Annotated in this window: 13 protein-coding genes and 1 tRNA gene; 10 read left to right on the forward strand and 4 right to left on the reverse strand. The window is 35.6% G+C overall.

The features are described 5' to 3' along the window. Positions 1 to 63 precede the first annotated feature (63 nt). The 3 genes from IP023_RS10230 to IP023_RS10240 all read left to right on the forward strand — a co-directional run bounded on the left by IP023_RS10230 (position 64) and on the right by IP023_RS10240 (position 3,292). Entirely contained in the window at positions 64 to 804 is a 741-nt protein-coding gene (locus IP023_RS10230; RefSeq protein WP_241790180.1) for an adenylate/guanylate cyclase domain-containing protein, read from the forward strand. Positions 805 to 1,034: 230 nt separating this feature from the next. Continuing rightward, on the forward strand, positions 1,035 to 2,744 hold the full coding sequence (locus IP023_RS10235; protein ID WP_241790181.1) for an ATP-dependent nuclease: 1,710 nt from the start codon (positions 1,035 to 1,037) through the stop codon (positions 2,742 to 2,744). A gap of 227 nt (positions 2,745 to 2,971) precedes the next feature. Then, complete coding sequence (locus IP023_RS10240; protein ID WP_241790182.1) at positions 2,972 to 3,292, forward strand: hypothetical protein; 321 nt, start codon at positions 2,972 to 2,974, stop codon at positions 3,290 to 3,292. A gap of 282 nt (positions 3,293 to 3,574) precedes the next feature. Here IP023_RS10240 and IP023_RS10245 read toward each other — a convergent pair whose 3' ends face one another. Then, positions 3,575 to 4,000: a hypothetical protein gene (locus IP023_RS10245; RefSeq protein ID WP_241790183.1), complete on the reverse strand. Its 426-nt coding sequence runs from the start codon at positions 3,998 to 4,000 to the stop codon at positions 3,575 to 3,577. A 410-nt stretch (positions 4,001 to 4,410) separates the two neighbouring features. Between IP023_RS10245 and IP023_RS10250 the strand changes: the two genes are divergently transcribed. Next, positions 4,411 to 4,495, forward strand: a tRNA-Ser gene (locus tag IP023_RS10250). Positions 4,496 to 4,614: 119 nt separating this feature from the next. Here IP023_RS10250 and IP023_RS10255 read toward each other — a convergent pair. Then, positions 4,615 to 5,445, reverse strand: coding sequence for a glycoside hydrolase family 16 protein (locus tag IP023_RS10255; RefSeq protein ID WP_241790184.1), 831 nt, complete (start codon positions 5,443 to 5,445; stop codon positions 4,615 to 4,617). Positions 5,446 to 5,700: 255 nt separating this feature from the next. On the opposite strand from IP023_RS10255, the gene IP023_RS15890 reads away from it, so the two are divergent. The 5 genes from IP023_RS15890 (at position 5,701) to IP023_RS10280 (ending at position 13,294) form a co-directional block, all read left to right on the forward strand. Further along, positions 5,701 to 6,378 carry a response regulator transcription factor gene (locus IP023_RS15890; protein ID WP_241790185.1) on the forward strand — a complete coding sequence of 226 codons (678 nt, stop codon included), beginning with the start codon at positions 5,701 to 5,703 and terminating at the stop codon, positions 6,376 to 6,378. 4 nt (positions 6,379 to 6,382) lie between these two features. Then, positions 6,383 to 7,720, forward strand: coding sequence for a sensor histidine kinase (locus IP023_RS10265; RefSeq protein ID WP_241790186.1), 1,338 nt, complete (start codon positions 6,383 to 6,385; stop codon positions 7,718 to 7,720). A gap of 87 nt (positions 7,721 to 7,807) precedes the next feature. Then, positions 7,808 to 9,067, forward strand: a complete 1,260-nt coding sequence (locus tag IP023_RS10270) for a TolC family protein (RefSeq protein WP_241790187.1) — start codon at positions 7,808 to 7,810, stop codon at positions 9,065 to 9,067. Between the two features lies 1 nt (position 9,068). Beyond that, positions 9,069 to 10,169 carry an efflux RND transporter periplasmic adaptor subunit gene (locus IP023_RS10275; protein ID WP_241790188.1) on the forward strand — a complete coding sequence of 367 codons (1,101 nt, stop codon included), beginning with the start codon at positions 9,069 to 9,071 and terminating at the stop codon, positions 10,167 to 10,169. A 2-nt stretch (positions 10,170 to 10,171) separates the two neighbouring features. Beyond that, positions 10,172 to 13,294, forward strand: coding sequence for an efflux RND transporter permease subunit (locus IP023_RS10280; RefSeq protein ID WP_241790189.1), 3,123 nt, complete (start codon positions 10,172 to 10,174; stop codon positions 13,292 to 13,294). Between the two features lie 92 nt (positions 13,295 to 13,386). Here IP023_RS10280 and IP023_RS10285 read toward each other — a convergent pair whose 3' ends face one another. Both IP023_RS10285 and IP023_RS10290 read right to left on the reverse strand, forming a co-directional pair. After that, a complete protein-coding gene (locus tag IP023_RS10285) occupies positions 13,387 to 14,436 on the reverse strand; it encodes a threonine aldolase family protein (RefSeq protein ID WP_241790190.1) in 1,050 nt (349 codons plus the stop codon). Beyond that, complete coding sequence (locus IP023_RS10290) at positions 14,436 to 14,963, reverse strand: GNAT family N-acetyltransferase (RefSeq protein WP_241790191.1); 528 nt, start codon at positions 14,961 to 14,963, stop codon at positions 14,436 to 14,438. Before IP023_RS10290 ends, IP023_RS10285 begins: the two co-directional genes overlap by 1 nt. Positions 14,964 to 15,132: 169 nt before the next feature. On the opposite strand from IP023_RS10290, the gene IP023_RS10295 reads away from it, so the two are divergent. Continuing rightward, positions 15,133 to 17,790 carry a DUF5916 domain-containing protein gene (locus IP023_RS10295; RefSeq protein WP_241790192.1) on the forward strand — a complete coding sequence of 886 codons (2,658 nt, stop codon included), beginning with the start codon at positions 15,133 to 15,135 and terminating at the stop codon, positions 17,788 to 17,790. Positions 17,791 to 17,918 lie beyond the last annotated feature (128 nt).

Here is a 17,918-nt window from a genome sequence, read left to right on the forward strand (position 1 = left end):
TGGGTTTATTAACTCCATTAAGTTATTTTATTTACAAAATTTGTTTAGATCAAGATAAATAGTATGAGTTTAAAAAGTGATATTACTGATAAGGTAAAAGAAATATTAGATACAAATTTTCAGATTGAAGATGTAAAATATGTTCCTGAAATATCTGATTCTAAATTAACTTTTGGAAATAAAGGATTACAGTTTGAAGCAACAGTATTATATATTGATTTAAGAGATTCTACAAAAATTCTTAACAAGCATAATAAATCCACAATTGCAAAAATTCATAAAGCGTATCTTTATACAACAGTGAAAATTGCAAAATCTTTAGGTGGAGAAGTTAGAAGTTTTAATGGAGATAGTGTATTAGCATTTTTTGAAGGTACAACAAAAACTACGCTTAGTAATGCAGTTGAAGCGGCTATGAAAATTCGATATATGATTGCTCATTCAGAATCTGGTATTAATACACTACTTTCAAAATATTCTGCTGTAGATTTCGGAATTGGACTTGATTATGGGAAAATACTATGTGTTAAAGTTGGTGTAGGTGGTGATACAAATACAAAAGATTTAATTTGGATTGGAAATCCCGTAAATAAATCTGTTAAAATAAGTGATGAATGCAGAGCTTCAGACTATATCGGAATTTCAAGCTATGTATATAGCAATCTTAATGATAGTGTAAAGTATGGAACAAGAAAAAACTATTTTGGACAAGATGAAAAAGTAGATATGTGGACACCATATCAAGTTTTATATAATGGGAAATATGAAACTTTTTATAAAACAAATTGGTACTGGTCTATTTGATTATAGGACTACGGCTAACATCGTATTGGCGAAATGGCGGGTTAAGGGAGAAAATTTAAAGTTTCTCCTTTTTTTGTCGCAACAGCCTTTTATATTTCCTTTTTTCATAAATTTAGAAAATAATAAAAGGCTGTTGCTTAGCTTAGTGTAAAATTGAAAGTTTAGGCTTTCTAATCCGCCACTATCGCCAATACGCAGCCCGTTATGTGTAAGCTACACCAAGAATCCTTATGAAAATTAGAATTACAAAGTTTAAAAAAATTGACGACGTTGAAGTCCAATTAAAATCACTTAATATTTTTATTGGAACTAATAATTCAGGGAAAAGTAGTTTTATCCAAGGTATTCAATTTGCGATTTCAAGTGCCCAAACTTTAAAATTAAAAAACGTTTCATGGCGAACTCAATCTAACACACAAACTCTAAATCTTGATTCTACAGATTTTCTATATACTCCCACAAGGCACATTGAAAATTTGTATCATGGAAGGAAACTCGTTACTTCTCAAAAAAGAGCTGACAGAATATCAATGGATTTTAAATTTACAGAGGAAGAAGAAGAATCTACTATTTCTGTCTCACGAGGTAAGAATGGAGGATTTGCGACAGTAGTTAAAGGAAAATCTTTAGGAATTCAAATAAATGATATTGATAATCCATTTTGTGTTTATGTTCCTGGAATAGCTGGAATTCCTATTCAAGAAAAATTTGAAGTTCCAATAGCAATTAAAAAATCAGCGACGAGAGGTGATAGCAATAATTATTTGAGAAATATATTATTAGACATTTCAAAAAGCGAAGCTAAATGGAATTCATTCATATATTCTATAAATCAAATATATAAAGACATAAAAATAAAAGTTATTTTCAGAGACAGCGTTTCTGAATTCATTGATGTTTATGTTACTACAGATCAAATTGAATTACCACTTGATTCAATTGGAACAGGGCTATTACAAACAATTCAGATTTTTGCTTATATAGAATATTTCAATCCGAAAATTATACTATTAGACGAACCTGATTCACATTTACATCCAACTAAACAAAAAGAATTAGCTAAAGAACTTTTAAGGAGAACAAATGAAAATCAAGATTTAAAAGTGGTATTTTCAACACACTCTCGTTACATATTAGAAACATTAGAAGATGTTGCTAATGTTGTCCATTTCCAAAGTGGTAAATCTTTCCCTAATATTCAAGGAAGTAAAATTTTACTTGATATAGGTGCTGCTGATGCGGAATATTTATTTTCTAAAAAGAATTTGAAATATATTATCGTAACAGAAGATAAAGTTGATAATGTAAATGAAAAAAAAGAATTTCTTAAAAAATTTGTGTTAGCAAATGGTTTGGATGAAGACGAATTTGTGTTGCACTCTTATGAAGGTTGTACTAAAGTCGATTTTGCAAAAATTTTAGAAGGATTTGTTCGTAAACAGATTCCTGGAGTAAAAGTTATAGTTCATATAGATCGAGATCAAAAAGTAGATGGTGATAGAGATCTAATAAAATTAGAAGATGATTGTGAGAAAAGAGACTTACAATTATTCGTAACTAAATATCAAGAAGTTGAAAATTACTTTTGTCAACCAGAACATATTGCTGAAGTGTTTAAAATTGATATAAATGACATTAAGTCTAATTATGAAGAATTTGTAGAGTCTTTGAAAGAAGAAACCAGAAGAAAATTATCAAACTTTATTCTTAGAGAGAGAAAAGATTTATCTCTAAATAAAGATGGAAAACAAGACATTATTCTTATAAATAATATTGTTGACAAATGGATTACTGAACATTTGAATATATTAGTACCAGGAAAAGAACTTTTAGGGAAAACAAAAAACTATTTACAAACTGTTCATCATCAGAATCCAAATGAAATAATTAATATTTCAAAGTACTTAATTGATGAAAATTTTAAAAAACTAATAACATAGCCTACACATAACATCGTATTGGCGAAATGGCGGTTTAAGTGAGAAATTGAGAGTTTTTCCTTTTTTTGTCGCAACAGCTTTTCATATTTCCTTTTTTCATAAATTTAGAAAATAATAAAAGGCTGTTGCTTAGCTTAGTGCAAATTTGAAAGTTTCGGCTTTCTAATCCGCCACTATCGCCAATACGCGACCCGTTAGCGGCAAGCTTAAAGACAGACATTACGACATTGAAAGATAAAATTGAAAGTTTAGTTTATAATTTTTTTTTGAAATCATCTGATTTCAATGGCATTCCTTTACGAAATATCTCTAAGGAACTAAATATTGAATATGAAGGTTCAATTGACTTAATAAAAGAGCTTGTAAGCGAAGAAATTGTTTCTATACAATCAAGCACCAATCCACATATTATCGGCTTTCAGCATTATCCAATTGACAGTCAAAAACACATTTTGGAAGATGCAAAAAACACAAAGGAAAAAATACATTCTTTCGGAGAATTTTCTTTTTCCTCTGAGGAAACAGAATTCCCGATTTTTCTTTCATAGGCATTTTTTTAGATTTATTTTGTCCAGTACAGACATTTTGATGTATATCATAAATCTGTTTATTCGGCTTTATAATCTCCTTTAGCTTGTTTAATATATTGTTAGTCAGATAATTAATTCTTGTTGGTTTTAGCGTGGGTTTGGTTGTGCGTTATGATGGGTTCGTTTTGGTTTTTAGGATAGCACAGCGGTCGCAGGGAATCTATCGAGCAAAAAAAGGACATCTGTAAAGAAGTCCTTTTCTGTCGATTAGCTATCGTTCTATCTGAGGATTGTTGGAGCTTATAAGTACGTCGTAATTACTTTGGATACTTTCCAACCTTCTTTTGTTTGCGCCAGAGTGATGTAATCTACTCTAGAGAATGTATCAAATTTATAGATAGATTTTGCTATAGCTGTTTTTCCAGTTATGTCCAGTATTTCAGATGAAGTGACACAATTATAATTTAGGCCTTTATTTTCTTTTAGGTATTTTAAGTATTCTCTTTTTCCAGATTTGCTATTGTTGGATGCATTTTCGTATTGAAAGTCATCGGCGAATAAGAAATTATTGTAATCAGTATTGCCTATAGATGTACATTCAGCGTACGTAAGGAGTATTTCTTTGGCATCTTTAGCTTTTAATGGATTACTGTAATTATTTGCAAATGATGATAATGATAAGGTCATTAATAATGCGGTAACGATTGTTGAGATTTTACTTTTCATGATTTTAGAAGTTATATTTTAATAGTTTTTTTAGTTGTTGATTCAAAAGTACAGCTACATGCGGTCTGTCGACGATGGTAATTAGACCAACGATTTCAATTTTTCGGTGAAAATGGGGGAGGTTTCGGTGAACATTTTTTTTATTTCAGTAAATTTTCGGCTGAAATATCATTTTTGTGGATTATTTTTTACGAATAGGAAAAATAAAAATACTTTTTAATAGTATATCATTTCTTTGTGTAGCATTGCTTTTAACAACTTGTAGTTCTTTGTTTTAGCTATTTTATTTTGTCCGCTGTATCTCCAGATTTACGCTATAAATAGTAGTTATAGCGGTATAGAGCGCTTTTTTTTGCATAAAAAAGGAAAATAAAATTTGCAGGGGAGGTTAATTTTTCTACCTTTGTGCCGGAGAGCTGGCAGAGTGGTCGAATGCGGCAGTCTTGAAAACTGTTAACTGTCACAGGTTCGGGGGTTCGAATCCCTCGCTCTCCGCAGAATCATTGTTACGATGATTTCACTATAAAGGGTTTAAGTGCTTCCAAACTTAAGCCCTTTTTTTATGTCCAATATTTTGGGATTATCTCGATATTAGGGATTTATAAAAATATATATTATTGCTGTTGATATACTTTTACGTAATCTACATTCATCTCAAAAGGAAGGTCTTTGTCGTCAATCTTGCCAGGCCAGCCTGCGCCTCCCGATTGGTTTAAGATGATATAAAAAGGAGCGTCAAATGGCCATTGCTTTGAGGTAGCGTTATCACTTTTGTGGTAGGTATATTGTAATTCGTCATTTACAAAAAATTCTATCTTAGTAGCATCCCATATTATACCATACACATTAAACTCGTTAATCTTATAGTTGGATTTGAAAGTAGATTTACTCGCGCCATCTGCATTCGTTTCAGATTGTGTATGTACGGTCTGATGTACGACTTCCTCCTTATTGACATGCTCCATGATATCTATTTCACCACTATTGGGCCAGTTGCCATACTGATGTGGTGATTCGGGCATCATCCATATCGCTGGCCATGAACCTTGGCCATGATTGAACTTTGCTCTTACTTCTACTTTTCCATATTTGAAATTGAATTTTTGTGCCGTTTGTATTCCTCCAGAATGGTAAGGGAGAGGGTCGCCTTCTATCTCTTTATTGTCCATACGTAGTTTTAATAGCCCTTTTTCTTGGCTTACGTAATCATGCCCTTCGGTAAGGAATTTAGCCCAGGCAGGGTGCCATCTCGGGGAATAAGACCACTTGCTCGTATCAAAACTAATCCCTTTGTCAAAATTGTCTTCAAATATGAGTTTCCATTTTATTTTACTTTCTTTTTGTTGAAGCTTACTTAACTGAGGATTGATTTTTTTGGTGCTATGACAGCTGGTGCTTGCTAGTACTATGAGTATTGCTAAGATAGATAAGAATTTAGGTGCCATTTTAATAGGTTAATTATAGTATTGAGGTTTTAATATGTTATACATAATGTAAATATAAGGAATTTTTGATAATTCAATATACAGATCAGGATAGATTTGCATTGTGTCGTTATGTTTTGATGGAGTTATGATTTTATAAGCTATGAAACTAAATATTTTTGTATTTTTACTTTAAGTTAAATAAATTTCTTTATTTTTCTTTATTTTTACAGTTGTTAAGTATTAATATAATCGTTCTATTCTAAATATTATAGTGTGCAAATTTTAATAATTGAGGACGATAAGCGGATAAGTGATTTCCTGATCAAAGGATTGGAGGAACACAATCATTTAGTTACGTTGTGTAAGTCTGCAGAGGATGTGTTGAGTAATTATCTATTCATAGCTTGGGATTTGATAATATGTGATATCATGCTCGGTGAGGTCGATGGCATTCAATTGGTGCAAACTATGCGATTTAAGAAGATATATGCCCCAATATTAATGTTGAGTGCCCTCAATACCGTTCAAGATAAAGTAGCAGCATTAGATAGTGGTGCGGATGATTATATCATTAAGCCTTTTCACTTTGACGAATTATTGTCCCGTATAAAGGCGCTCACACGGCGCAACTATTATCAAAATCAAGAAACGCCAGCCAATATTTTAGTATTTGATGAATTGAAGATTGACCAAAGTCAGCATCAAGTCTATGTATATGAAGAGAGCGTAGAATTGTCTCCGCGCGAATATAAATTGCTAAACTACTTGGTGGAGAATACTGATAAAACGGTCACACGTATTCAGATTCTAAATGCGGTATGGGGTATTACTTTTGATAATCATACCAATGTCGTAGATGTCTATATCTCTTATTTACGAAATAAGATCGAAAAAAAAAGTAAATATATTGTCACCATCAAAGGCGTCGGTTATATGTTTAAAACGAGATGAGCCTATGAAATTGAGATATCGTTTGTCCTTGTATTCGTTGCTGTTATTTAGTGTTGTCTTTTTGATACTGTCCCTATCGGTTTATTTATCTCTATATAAGGTGATGGAGAAAACGGAGATACAGACGGTGGAGAGCAAGTCACTATTGGCAGCTGTTTATTATCTAGAGAAAGATGAGTTATCTTATAATGAACATGCATTGATCACCATTCAATTGGAGAATGCTATCTCGAGGTCAAATATTGCTATTTTCAATGCTAAAGGCCAACAAGTAAATGGCGATATGGATTTTCCGCTGTCCAAGGATTTTTTGGAAGATGTGGTTGCTGACCATATAAGTCATTATATAACGGATGAATATTTCTATAATGGCATCTTTTACAAAGATAATGAAGGTGATTTTGTTGTCATAACAAGAGCATCCAAAATAGAATTTAACAAACAGGTAGACGCTTTAGTGAAGATATTGATTACGATCTCGGTAATCTCTTTATTTATAATTTTTGTTTTTAGTCAGCTGTTGGGGTATATCGCTTATCAACCTATTGTGTCTATTATCGATCAGATTAGAAAGCGTAAAGAAAGTAACTTTTATCAACCATTGGAATTGAAAAAAGCATATACGGAAGTGAACGACTTAATCATTACATACAATCAGTTTATAGATCATATAGCTAAAACATTTGCTGTACAGAAGAACTTTATCGACTATGTGTCTCACGAGTTACGTACGCCCATTGCTGCATTGTTTGGTACGCTAGATGTCACAAAACAGAATAAAAGATCTACCAAAGAGTATGAAGAGGTTTTGGAGCAGCTAAATCAGTATGCCAATGATTTGCAAGATACCTTGGATCAGATGATGCTGCTATCAGGCGCAAAGACCACCTTTGAACTGATTACAGTGCGTATTGATGAGGTGATATGGCAAGTTATCGAAAAGGCTATTCTATACCATAGTGCACGTATTGAAGTTGATATCAATGTATCAAATGATCAATTACTGAAGGTCAATGGTAACGATAAGTTGCTTGAATTGGCTTTAGATAATATTGTAGGTAATGCTATCAAGTATTCGGATAATCAAATTGTAAAGTTGAATTTTTTGGAGCGAAATCATCATTTAGAGATAGATATAATTGATAATGGAATAGGGATTCTAGCTGAAGATATAAACCAAATCAAGCAAAACTTTTATAGAGGGAGTAACTCGAAGAACTATCCAGGAAAAGGTATCGGCCTATCAATAGCTAATATTATATTCAGCCTGCATCAGATTAACTTACGTATTTCACCCAATCCCGCAGGAGGAACTATTGTAACCCTAGTATTTGATAACTAATACCTTCTTGATATTCTAATGTAATTCTAATGTGATTCAAAAGTTTCTCTAATGTTGGGATACTAATTTTGTTCTCTTAATATAGTTATGGAAAAAAATAAAATTGCGCTTATTTTGTTGCTATGGTGTGCCTGTGGTCCGCTGAAGGCACAGATTTACTCCTTGAAGGATTTAGAGGTTCATTTCTTGGAGAACAATACGGCATTAATCGCTAATAAGTATAATATAAGCAAAGCTGATGCAGAGATTGTCCAAGAGAAACTGTGGCCTAACCCCAATCTAGCTATTACCGATATTAATTTATGGAAAAATGATACCGCAGATGAGCAGCCTTATCTGTTTGGGAAATTTGGTCGTTATCAACAGATTTCTTTTGAACTACAACAATTAATAGAGACTGCGGGAAAGCGTAAAAAACGTATTTCTATGAAAGAGCTGTCTAAGCAGTCGGCCTTATATGATTATGAAGAATTGATGCGTGCCCTCAAGAAAGAGCTCCGCCTGTCTTATTATGCTTTGGAGCGTATACACCGTGAAGAGCTGCAACTTATCACTATGATCGATCTTTTTGAGCGCTTAAATGCGCAATATGAACGACAGTCCGCACTTTTGAATGTACGCAAAGCTGATTATTTCCGTATTCAAACAGAGCTATTGGGTCTTCAGAAAGAACAGGTAGAACTAGAAAATGCGAAGCATGATGCCCTTACCAACCTTCGCGTATTGACCAACTTGTACCATTTGGATAGTGAGCAGGTTTATTTTAGTACTTCCAGCCTATTATTGACCTCTCTACTTCCAAATGATTTAGTAGAGCTAGCGACAACACTTAATATAGATCTGCTACGACAGGAAAATGAAGTCAATAGATCAAAGGGGCAGTTGGCATTAGAGATAGCGGAGCGTACGCCTAATGTTACGTTTCAACTCAATTATGATAGAGCAGACAATATCATGAAGAATTTCTTGGGGATAGGGGCAAGTATGGATATCCCCGTATTCAATAGGAATAAAGGAAATATAAAGGCTGCAGGATATGAAATGGAGGTACAAAAGCATACGCAAAAGGCACTGCAAAGTCAATTGGAACAAGAAATTCAGAAGCTTCTTAATCAAATCCACAGAATAGAAGCTTCTTTGGTCAACTGGCCTAATAAGCAAATGGAGGAACAAGTATTGATGATTGAACGCTATAAAAAGTACCTTCAGAATCGTGAAGTAACCTTGATGGAGTTTATTGATTTCACGCAATCCTATAGAGAAGCGATACAGGCGTACCTTCAATTGCAAGAGACCTATCACCAAGTGTTTGAAGAGTTACAATATAACGTAGGTAAAGATTTTTAAGATGAGAAAACAATTTATAATACTTATTTCTGCAGCGCTATTGATCACCAGTAGCTGCGCCAGCAAGGCAGATAGTCAAGGCGATGAAATAACAGATAGTTCTAAATTTTGTTTGAATGCTCAAATGAAGGAAAATACTCTGATAGAGGAAGCAGTGGAGCAAACTATAGCCGATCAGTTGACGCTGACGGGGAAGGTTTCGTACGATGAGAATAACCTTGTATCCTACAAAAGCTTGATACAAGGAATTGTCGTGAGGGTAGATTTTGAATTAGGTGATTTGGTCCAAAAAGGGCAGGTGCTTTCGGTTGTGAAATCGACAGAGATACAAGGTCTTTTGGAAGATAAACGAACGCAAATGAATAATGCAGAATTATTGCGAAAGCAACTTGCTGTAAAAAAGGAACTCCTCCACGACGGACTAGCGTCACAACCTGAAGTTTCGGACTTGGAGTATCAATTAAAATCTATACAGATAGAAATAGATAGAATAAGTAAATCCTTGCGCATGTATCGGTCTATTGGAGATGGGCAATTTCAAATAATAGCTCCTCAAGATGGTTATATCGTACAAAAGGATATTAGTGTAGGGCAGTCTATTTCTGTAGAAGCAGAGTATTCTTTATTCTCCATATCTAATCTTAATAGAGTCTGGGTAATGGCTAATATATATGCTAATAATCTAAAATTTGTGCAAGCAGGTGATTTGGTACAGGTACGCACTGTTGCTTATCCAGATCGTATATATCCAGGTAGAATTGATAAAATATATCATGTATTTGATAATAATGAGCATGTAACAAAAGCACGTGTGGTATTGGAAAATCAGGATTTGAGCCTTTCGCCGGGCTTGAGTGCTGATATCATCATCAGCAAGAAAAATACAGCAGGGAAGGCTTTTGCTTTCCCTAAAAAGGCGGTCATTTTTGTGAATAATAACAACTATGTAGTGGTTTATAAAGATGATTGTAATTTGGCTATTCGTAAAGTCACACCTATTACAGGTACTCAAGAATATATCTTTGTTGAAGAGAAGTTTCAACCAAATGAAAAAGTTATTACCTCAAATGCTTTGTTAATATTTGAAGAACTAAATAAATAGCCATGAAAAAGTTTGTACAAGCTATCGTGACTTTTTCGTTGCGTAACACCACTGTTATTCTTTTCGGAACCTTACTGTTATTTTTTTGCGGTATATATGCGCTCCGATATACTGCTATAGAAGCATTTCCTGATGTAACAAATACGCGGTCACGTGTCATCACACAATGGCCCGGGAGGAGTGCAGAAGAGGTAGAGAAGATCGTTACTTTACCTATTTCTAAGGTGCTAAATAGCATCCCTAATAAGGTAGATATACGCTCTATATCCTTGTTCGGTCTTTCCGTGGTAGAGGTTCAGTTTGGCGATGGTATTGATGATTTCTATGCACAACAGTACGTTTCTGCAAAACTCCGTTCTGTGGATCTCCCAGATGGGGCAGATGCTGAAATTGAACCGCCATCTGGAGCCACAGGGGAGATTCTTAGGTATATTATCAAGAGTGATCTGCCTATCAAGGAGATTACCGCGATCCAAGATTGGGTGCTGGAAAGAGAGATACTTTCTGTGCCTGGCGTTGCAGATGTCGTAACTTTTGGAGGTGAAGAAAAGATTTACGAAATAAAGATAAACCCTATACAGTTAAAGAATTATGATCTTTCTTCTTTGGATGTGTATGAAGCAGTATCCAAGTCTAATATCAATGTCGGTGGAGATATTATTCAACAGGGAGATCAAGCATACGTGGTACGCGGGGTTGGGTTGTTGGACAAATTGGAAGATATAGGTAATATCATTATTAAGGCCGATCGCTCTACGCCGATATTGGTGAAAAATGTTGCTGATGTCGCTATCTCTAGTAAGCCAAGGCTTGGTCGTGTGACCTATAATGAGCATGATGATGTATTACAAGGTATAGTAATATTGCTACGTGGCGCCAATCCTTCTGAAGTAGTTGCCCGGTTAAAGGGAAAAATCGAAGAGCTGAATACGCGCACATTACCTGATAATGTAAAAATTGAAATTGTTATCGATAGGACCAAGCTCGTTGATAATACCATATATACCGTATCCAAAAATCTAATCGAAGGTGTCTTATTAGTTTCTTTGATCGTCTTTATATTCTTATACAATTGGAAATCTACACTTATTGTAGCATCGGTTATTCCGCTGGCTTTTCTGTTTGCTATCATTATGTTGAAAATACAAGGGCTACCAGCTAATCTTATATCTATGGGCTCTTTGGATTTTGGCTTGCTGCTGGAAGGAACATTGGTTATTGTGGAGACTGTTTTTGTCGCTTTAGCAACAATACAGCATAAGGTAGGAGCGGAGCGTTTTGCCAAGATGAGTAAAATGGGCGCCATCAAGAAAAGTGCGGGTAGTGTTGCTTCCTATATATTCTTTGCTCTTATTATCTTGATTGTGGCTCTATTGCCAATTTTTTCCTTTCAAAAGGTCGAAGGGAAGATGTTTACGCCTTTGGCGTATACCTTAGGTTATGCATTAATAGGATCTCTTATTTTGAGCCTTACTTATGTGCCAGCCATGTGTAAGCTGTTGTTTACCGAAGGTATGGTCGAAAAGGAGAATTTTATAGCTAGGTTCTTTACTCGGTCTATTTATGGATTGTTTAGTGTTGCTTTTGCGTATAAAAAAACAACCATAATATCATTTCTGGTATTATTGATAGTGTGTGTAGGTCATTTTGCTAATTATGGCTCTGAGTTTCTCCCTAAATTGAATGAAGGTGCCATTTATATTCGCGCTACTCTTCCCAATAGTGTCAATCTACAGGAGTCAACAAGACTTACCAAAGAGATGAAAGAGCTGCTGTGGGAGGGCAATGAAGAGATAGATTTTATATTCACACAAACAGGTCGTCCCAATGATGGTACTGACCCTACAGGCTTCTTTAATATTGAGCTGAATATTCAGTTGAAAGACCCTAAAGAGTGGAAACGTAATATATCTAAGGAGGAGATGATCCAAGAGATGCGTACTAAGCTGGTAAAATATCCTGGTGTTACTTTTGGCTTTTCGCAGCCTATTCAAGACAATGTCGAAGAGTATGTTGCTGGCGTAAAAAGCCCTTTAGTAATTAAGATTTTTGGCGATGACCTATATGACTTAGAGAAGTATGCGAATACGGTAGCTAAAGCTATTGCTCAAGTGAAGGGAATCACCGATATCAAAGTCTTTAAGAATATTGGTCTTCCCGAATTGAAGATTCAATTGGAGGATCATATGATGGCGCGCTATGGTGTCACCACTGCTGAAGTACAAGCGGTGATAGAGATGACGATCGGTGGGCAGGTAGCTACAAAGTTTTATGAGAATGATAGGCAATTTGATGTGGTTATTCGTTTTCAAGAGCAATACCGTGATACAGCAGAGAAAATCGGTAATATAATGATCCCTACTAGTGATGGGCACAGTATCCCTCTGAAAGAGATTGCTACAATAGGATATCAGACAGGACCTGCATTTATATATCGTCAAGGCAATAGCCGTTATATAGGTATAGGCTTTGGGATAGAAGGGCGCGACTTGGGGTCTACGATTCATGAAGCAAAGGAAGTGGTCGCAAAAGAGCTGAAGCTCCCCAAAGGGAATTATATGACTTGGGCAGGGGAGTTTGAGAGTAAAGAAAGGGCAGCCAAACAACTGACTTTAGTAGTGCCGATTTCGTTAGTTTTAATTCTGTTACTATTGTATTTCAATTTTGGTAATCTCAAGGATACAGCGATCGCTTCTCTTACGTTGCCATTTGCTTTTGTTGGTGGTTTCATTTCCCTATGGGTGACGCAGACCATATTTGGTATTTCCGCAGGTATTGGTTTTATTATTCTCTTTGGTGTCGCCACTATAGATGGTATTGTATTGCTAGGGGTGATCAGGGATAATATGAAAACCTATAGCAATCTGATGGAAGCCATCAAAGATGGAGTCAAGAGTAGGATTCGGCCCGTAGTGATGATTGCCCTGATGGGTTCTTTGGGATTGCTACCCGCAGCTTTATCTACAGGGATGGGAGCCGAGATCCAAAAGCCTTTGGCCATCATGATTGTTGGTGGATTGATCGTGTGTTTATTTCTTTCTTTTACAGTGTTGCCCGTCGTTTTTTATCTTGCTTATCGCAATGATAAAGGCTATAAAAAAAGTATAGAGCGGATGAAAAATTAGTTTTAAAGAAAATGTGTTTTTTAAACCTTCCTGTTGATTTACAGGAAGGTTTTTTTATATTTAACTAATAAGAAAATTAGGTCTAATGTGTTTTATATAGTTTTGGTAATCAGTACTTTTAATTGTTTTATATCATTTATAAATTCATCTATTATATGCTCGTTTGTAGCCCAAGATGTTATTATTCGTATCGCGGAGTAGTCCTCGTTAATTTCCTTCCACTCTAAGAATAGATACTTCTCTTTTAACTTTTGGATAAGTGATTTAGGGAGTATAGGGAATAGCTGATTGGTGGTCGAATATGTCAAAAAGGAATATCCATTCGCTTCCATTGCTTGCGTTATTTTCATGGCCATCTTATTCGCGTGAGCAGCTAAATCGAAGTATAGATTGTCCTTGAATAGTTCAAGAAATTGAATGCCTAGTACTCTTCCTTTTGCTAATAATGCTCCTTTTTGCTTGATGATATAATCAAAATCTGGCACCAAGGAAGGGTTGTTAAATACGATTGCCTCTCCCAATAATGCGCCATTTTTAGTACCTCCAATATAGAATACATCCGTTAGTTGAGCGATGTCAGCGAGTGTCAAATCATTGTTGCCCGCTGTCAATGCATGTCCCAATCGGGCACCATCCATAAATAGGTACAGTGAGTGTTGTAGACAGAATGCATACAGATCTGCTAATTCGGATTTGCTATATAGTGTTCCAATTTCTGTAGAATTGGAGATGTACACAAGCTTTGGTTTTACCACATGTGGACGCATGCTATAGGCTTTTAGTACCTGCTCGATGGCGCTAGGTGTAATCTTACCATCCATACTTTCAATAGTGATGATACGATGCCCTAATGCTTCTATAGCGCCAGTTTCATGTGCATATATATGACCAGTCTGTGCACTTATTACAGCTTCGTGTAGCTGTAGTAGAGCTGATATAATCAATAAATTTGTTTGTGTGCCACCGGATACAAAATAGATGCTTGCCTTTTCATTTTGTATGTGTTGTTTTATTATTTTTTTTGCTTCTATGCTGTATTCATCTTCCCCGTATCCATTTTGCTGGGATAGATTCGTTTCTATGAGCTTTTGGAGGATGTTTGGGTGTGCTCCTTCAGTATAGTCGTTTTTGAAATTATACATTATTTATTGTTTAATTGTAATCGCATCATGATATCGGTTTGTTCGTCGTCACCGAGTTTAAAAATATGTTTATCAAATGCCTCAAATCCATTTCTTTGGTAGAAATTGATGGCTTTATGGTTTTCCTCCCAAACACCTAACCAGATGAAATCGGCTTTTATTTCTGTAGCTATCTGTACCGCTTTCTCATAGAGTAGCTGTCCTATTTTATGGCCCTGGTATGCTTGGAGGACATAGATTCGTTCGATCTCTAGACTGTTGTGTTCTTTTAGTTCTGTCTGTGCAAGGCCTGTGTTGACTTTTAAATATCCTACTACGGAAGCTTTGTCTTTAGCAAAATAATAGCTGCTGTCTGTAGTGTTCAACTGCTGGTATAGCTCCTCATTGGCAAAATTTACATCGAGATATTTCTGCATATCTTCTTCTGTATTGTCAGTGGCAAAAGTTTCCGAAAATGTTATTTGGGCAATATGTTGAAGTTCTGCAGCTTCATTGGGGCCAACTTTATGTATTTTAATAGATTCCAATTTATACTCCTTTTTGTAAGTAAAGATAGGCGATTATATAGATTATTTCAATTGACCTTCGTTAAGCAATTCCATTTATTAGATAGGGGTATAGCTAATATTTTTATACCTTAGTAACTGCATTATTTTAGAATGCCTACATTACCTTAAACCTAATTATAGATTAAAAATGCGCTTTTATATTTTCCTTTCCTGTTTATTGTGTTCATCACTTTGCTATGCTCAACAAGTTAGGGAAGAGGTTGTTACCTTTGATAAAGCCTATAAAAGGAGTTATACAACCTATAAATTGGAATCTGACGCCCCAAAAATAGACGGAAAGCTAGATGACGATGTATGGATTAATAAAGGAGAATGGTCTGAAAAATTTTCACAGGTTATACCATTCGAACGTGTATACACTCCTTCTTGGACACGAATGAAAATATTTTATGATGATGCTAATATCTATGTAGCTGTCTATTGTAAGGATGTAAATCCTGAAACTATGAATGCTTTTATCGGAAATAGAGATGATAATAGTAATGGCGATTTGATCAGTATTGCCTTTGATACTTATCATGATTATCGCGCTGCGGTAGAGTTTAATATCAATCTTGGAGGCAATAAAACGGACCTCACTGTTACCGACAAATTATCTGTAAATCTGAGTTGGAATGCAGTCTGGGAGGGGCGTACACATATCAATCTAGCTGATTCTAGCTGGACAGCAGAATTAAGGATTCCATTTAGCCAATTGCGGTACAATAAGGATAATCTTGATGGCAAATGGGGCCTTCATGTACGTAGGATAATCCGTAAAAACAATGAAGTACAAAACTGGAGCTTAATACCTATCAAGAACAATGGTCATGTATTCTCCTTTGGTACCTTGGAGGGTGTAGATAAGTTACCAAAACCTCGTGGTATTGAATTCTTACCTTATGCAATGGCAAAATTTACGAAGGAGCCTAAAATTGCAGGCAGTCCTTTTCAAAATGGCCATCGCTGGGGTAAAAATGTAGGCTTAGATGGTAAAGTGGCGATTAATGATTTTACCTTGGACATGACTATCAATCCTGATTATGGTCAAGTGGAATTGGATCCTTCGGTGATAAATCTGTCTGCTTATGAGGTATATTACGAAGAGAAGCGTCCTTTCTTTTTGGAAGGGAAGCATATTTTTGAATTTGATAATAACGCTGAGGGAATGATGTTTTATTCCCGACGTATAGGTGCTCGACCATCTTATTCGCCTGCGAATATTGATAATGTGGACAATTTTGCCAGCAATACAGCTAATATCCCAATATTAGGCGCGCTAAAGCTTACGGGGACCAATCGTAGTGGTGTAACTATTGGCTTATTAGAGAGCGTCACAGGGCAAACGATGGCACAGGTGATGCGCAACAAGGTGACTGAGGAGGTGATCACCGAGCCACTGACCAATTATACGGTTGCTCGCGTGCAAAAAAACTGGGAAGGTAATACCTTGATCGGCGGAATGGTCACTTCAGTCAATCGGCGTTTGCAAGATGAATATCTAAAAGATGTGTTGGTGCAAAATGCCTATACCGCAGGGCTGGATTTTACGCAGTATTTTGCCAATAGATTGTATTATATCGATGCTAAAGGGATGTTTAGCAGTCTTCACGGATCTTCCAAAGCGATATTAGCTACTAAGCGAAATGCCACCCATTACTATCAACGTGAATCTTCACGTGATTATCTGCATATGAATGAAAATCTAGATTATCTACAAGGCTCAGGGGGATATGTCAAAGTCGGTAAGAAGGGAAATGCACAATGGAATTTTTCTGAAACTTTCAGTTGGTCTTCTCCAGGTTTTGATTTGAATAATATCGGGTACATGAAACAGTCTGATTACAAGCTTAATGAGAGCGAGATAGCTTTTCGTAAAACCGACCCCTGGGGGCCCTTTAGATTTGCAGGAGTCAATCTTACGCAAAAGAATATGTGGAATTATGGTGGTAAAGCTATTAATAATGATGTCGCTATTCGATTTAGAAGTCTTAGTATCAAGAGGCGCATTGAGCTGGATATAAAAGAAGCTTTTGCTTGGAATACAATAGATAGCCGTCGTTTGCGTGGGGGGCCTGATATGAAATACAATAGTAACCTGGAGACGACGGTGGCTATAAATACAGATCGTGCCAAGCCTATCATGTTCAAAATGGAGTATTATGGACGACATTATTTAGATCAAGCAACAGGGTACAATGAAATAAGACCAAGTGCCGTTTTTAGGTTAGGTAATCATTGGAGGGTAGCTGGTCAATTTAATTATGGTAATAATCGCGATGCTTTACAGTATGTCGCTACTATCCAGCCCGATAATGATCCTAAAAAGAATACTACTTATATGCTTGGCAATATGGCACAGCGGACCTATGGTGTTACCTTGAATATGCAATACAATCTGACACCGGATTTGTCTTTCCAATATTACGGTTCTCCATTTACTTCTATCGCCTCATTTGATAATTTTAAAATAGCCAGTAATACAGCATCTAAGCACTATAATGAGCGTTTTGTGCCTGTTGATGATGCGCAACTGATGCTTCAAGGAGATAGCTATTCAATGAACTACAAAGGCAATACATTGGATTTTAAGAATCCTAATTTTAGCTTTAATGAATTGAGGTCTATATTGGTTACGCGATGGGAATACTTGCCTGGCTCTACTATTTACTTAGTTTGGGAACACAATCGCTCTAATAATGCCGGAAACTATTATGCAGGTTGGTCAAATAATCTGGATAGCATGTTTAGTCTACCGTCTTCAAATACCATTATGCTTAAGGTAAATTATTGGTTTGCACTATAATATAAGAGCTCTTTGGTTTGATGAATGCACTTGATTGGTACCTTGATTTTGTTGTGTATGAAAACGATTAACGGTTCTCTTAGTCCTCTAAAATAACAGACCATATGATCTCTTTATTCTGCTGATTC

The organism is Sphingobacterium rhinopitheci (assembly GCF_022627575.1).
GTDB lineage: Bacteria > Bacteroidota > Bacteroidia > Sphingobacteriales > Sphingobacteriaceae > Sphingobacterium > Sphingobacterium rhinopitheci.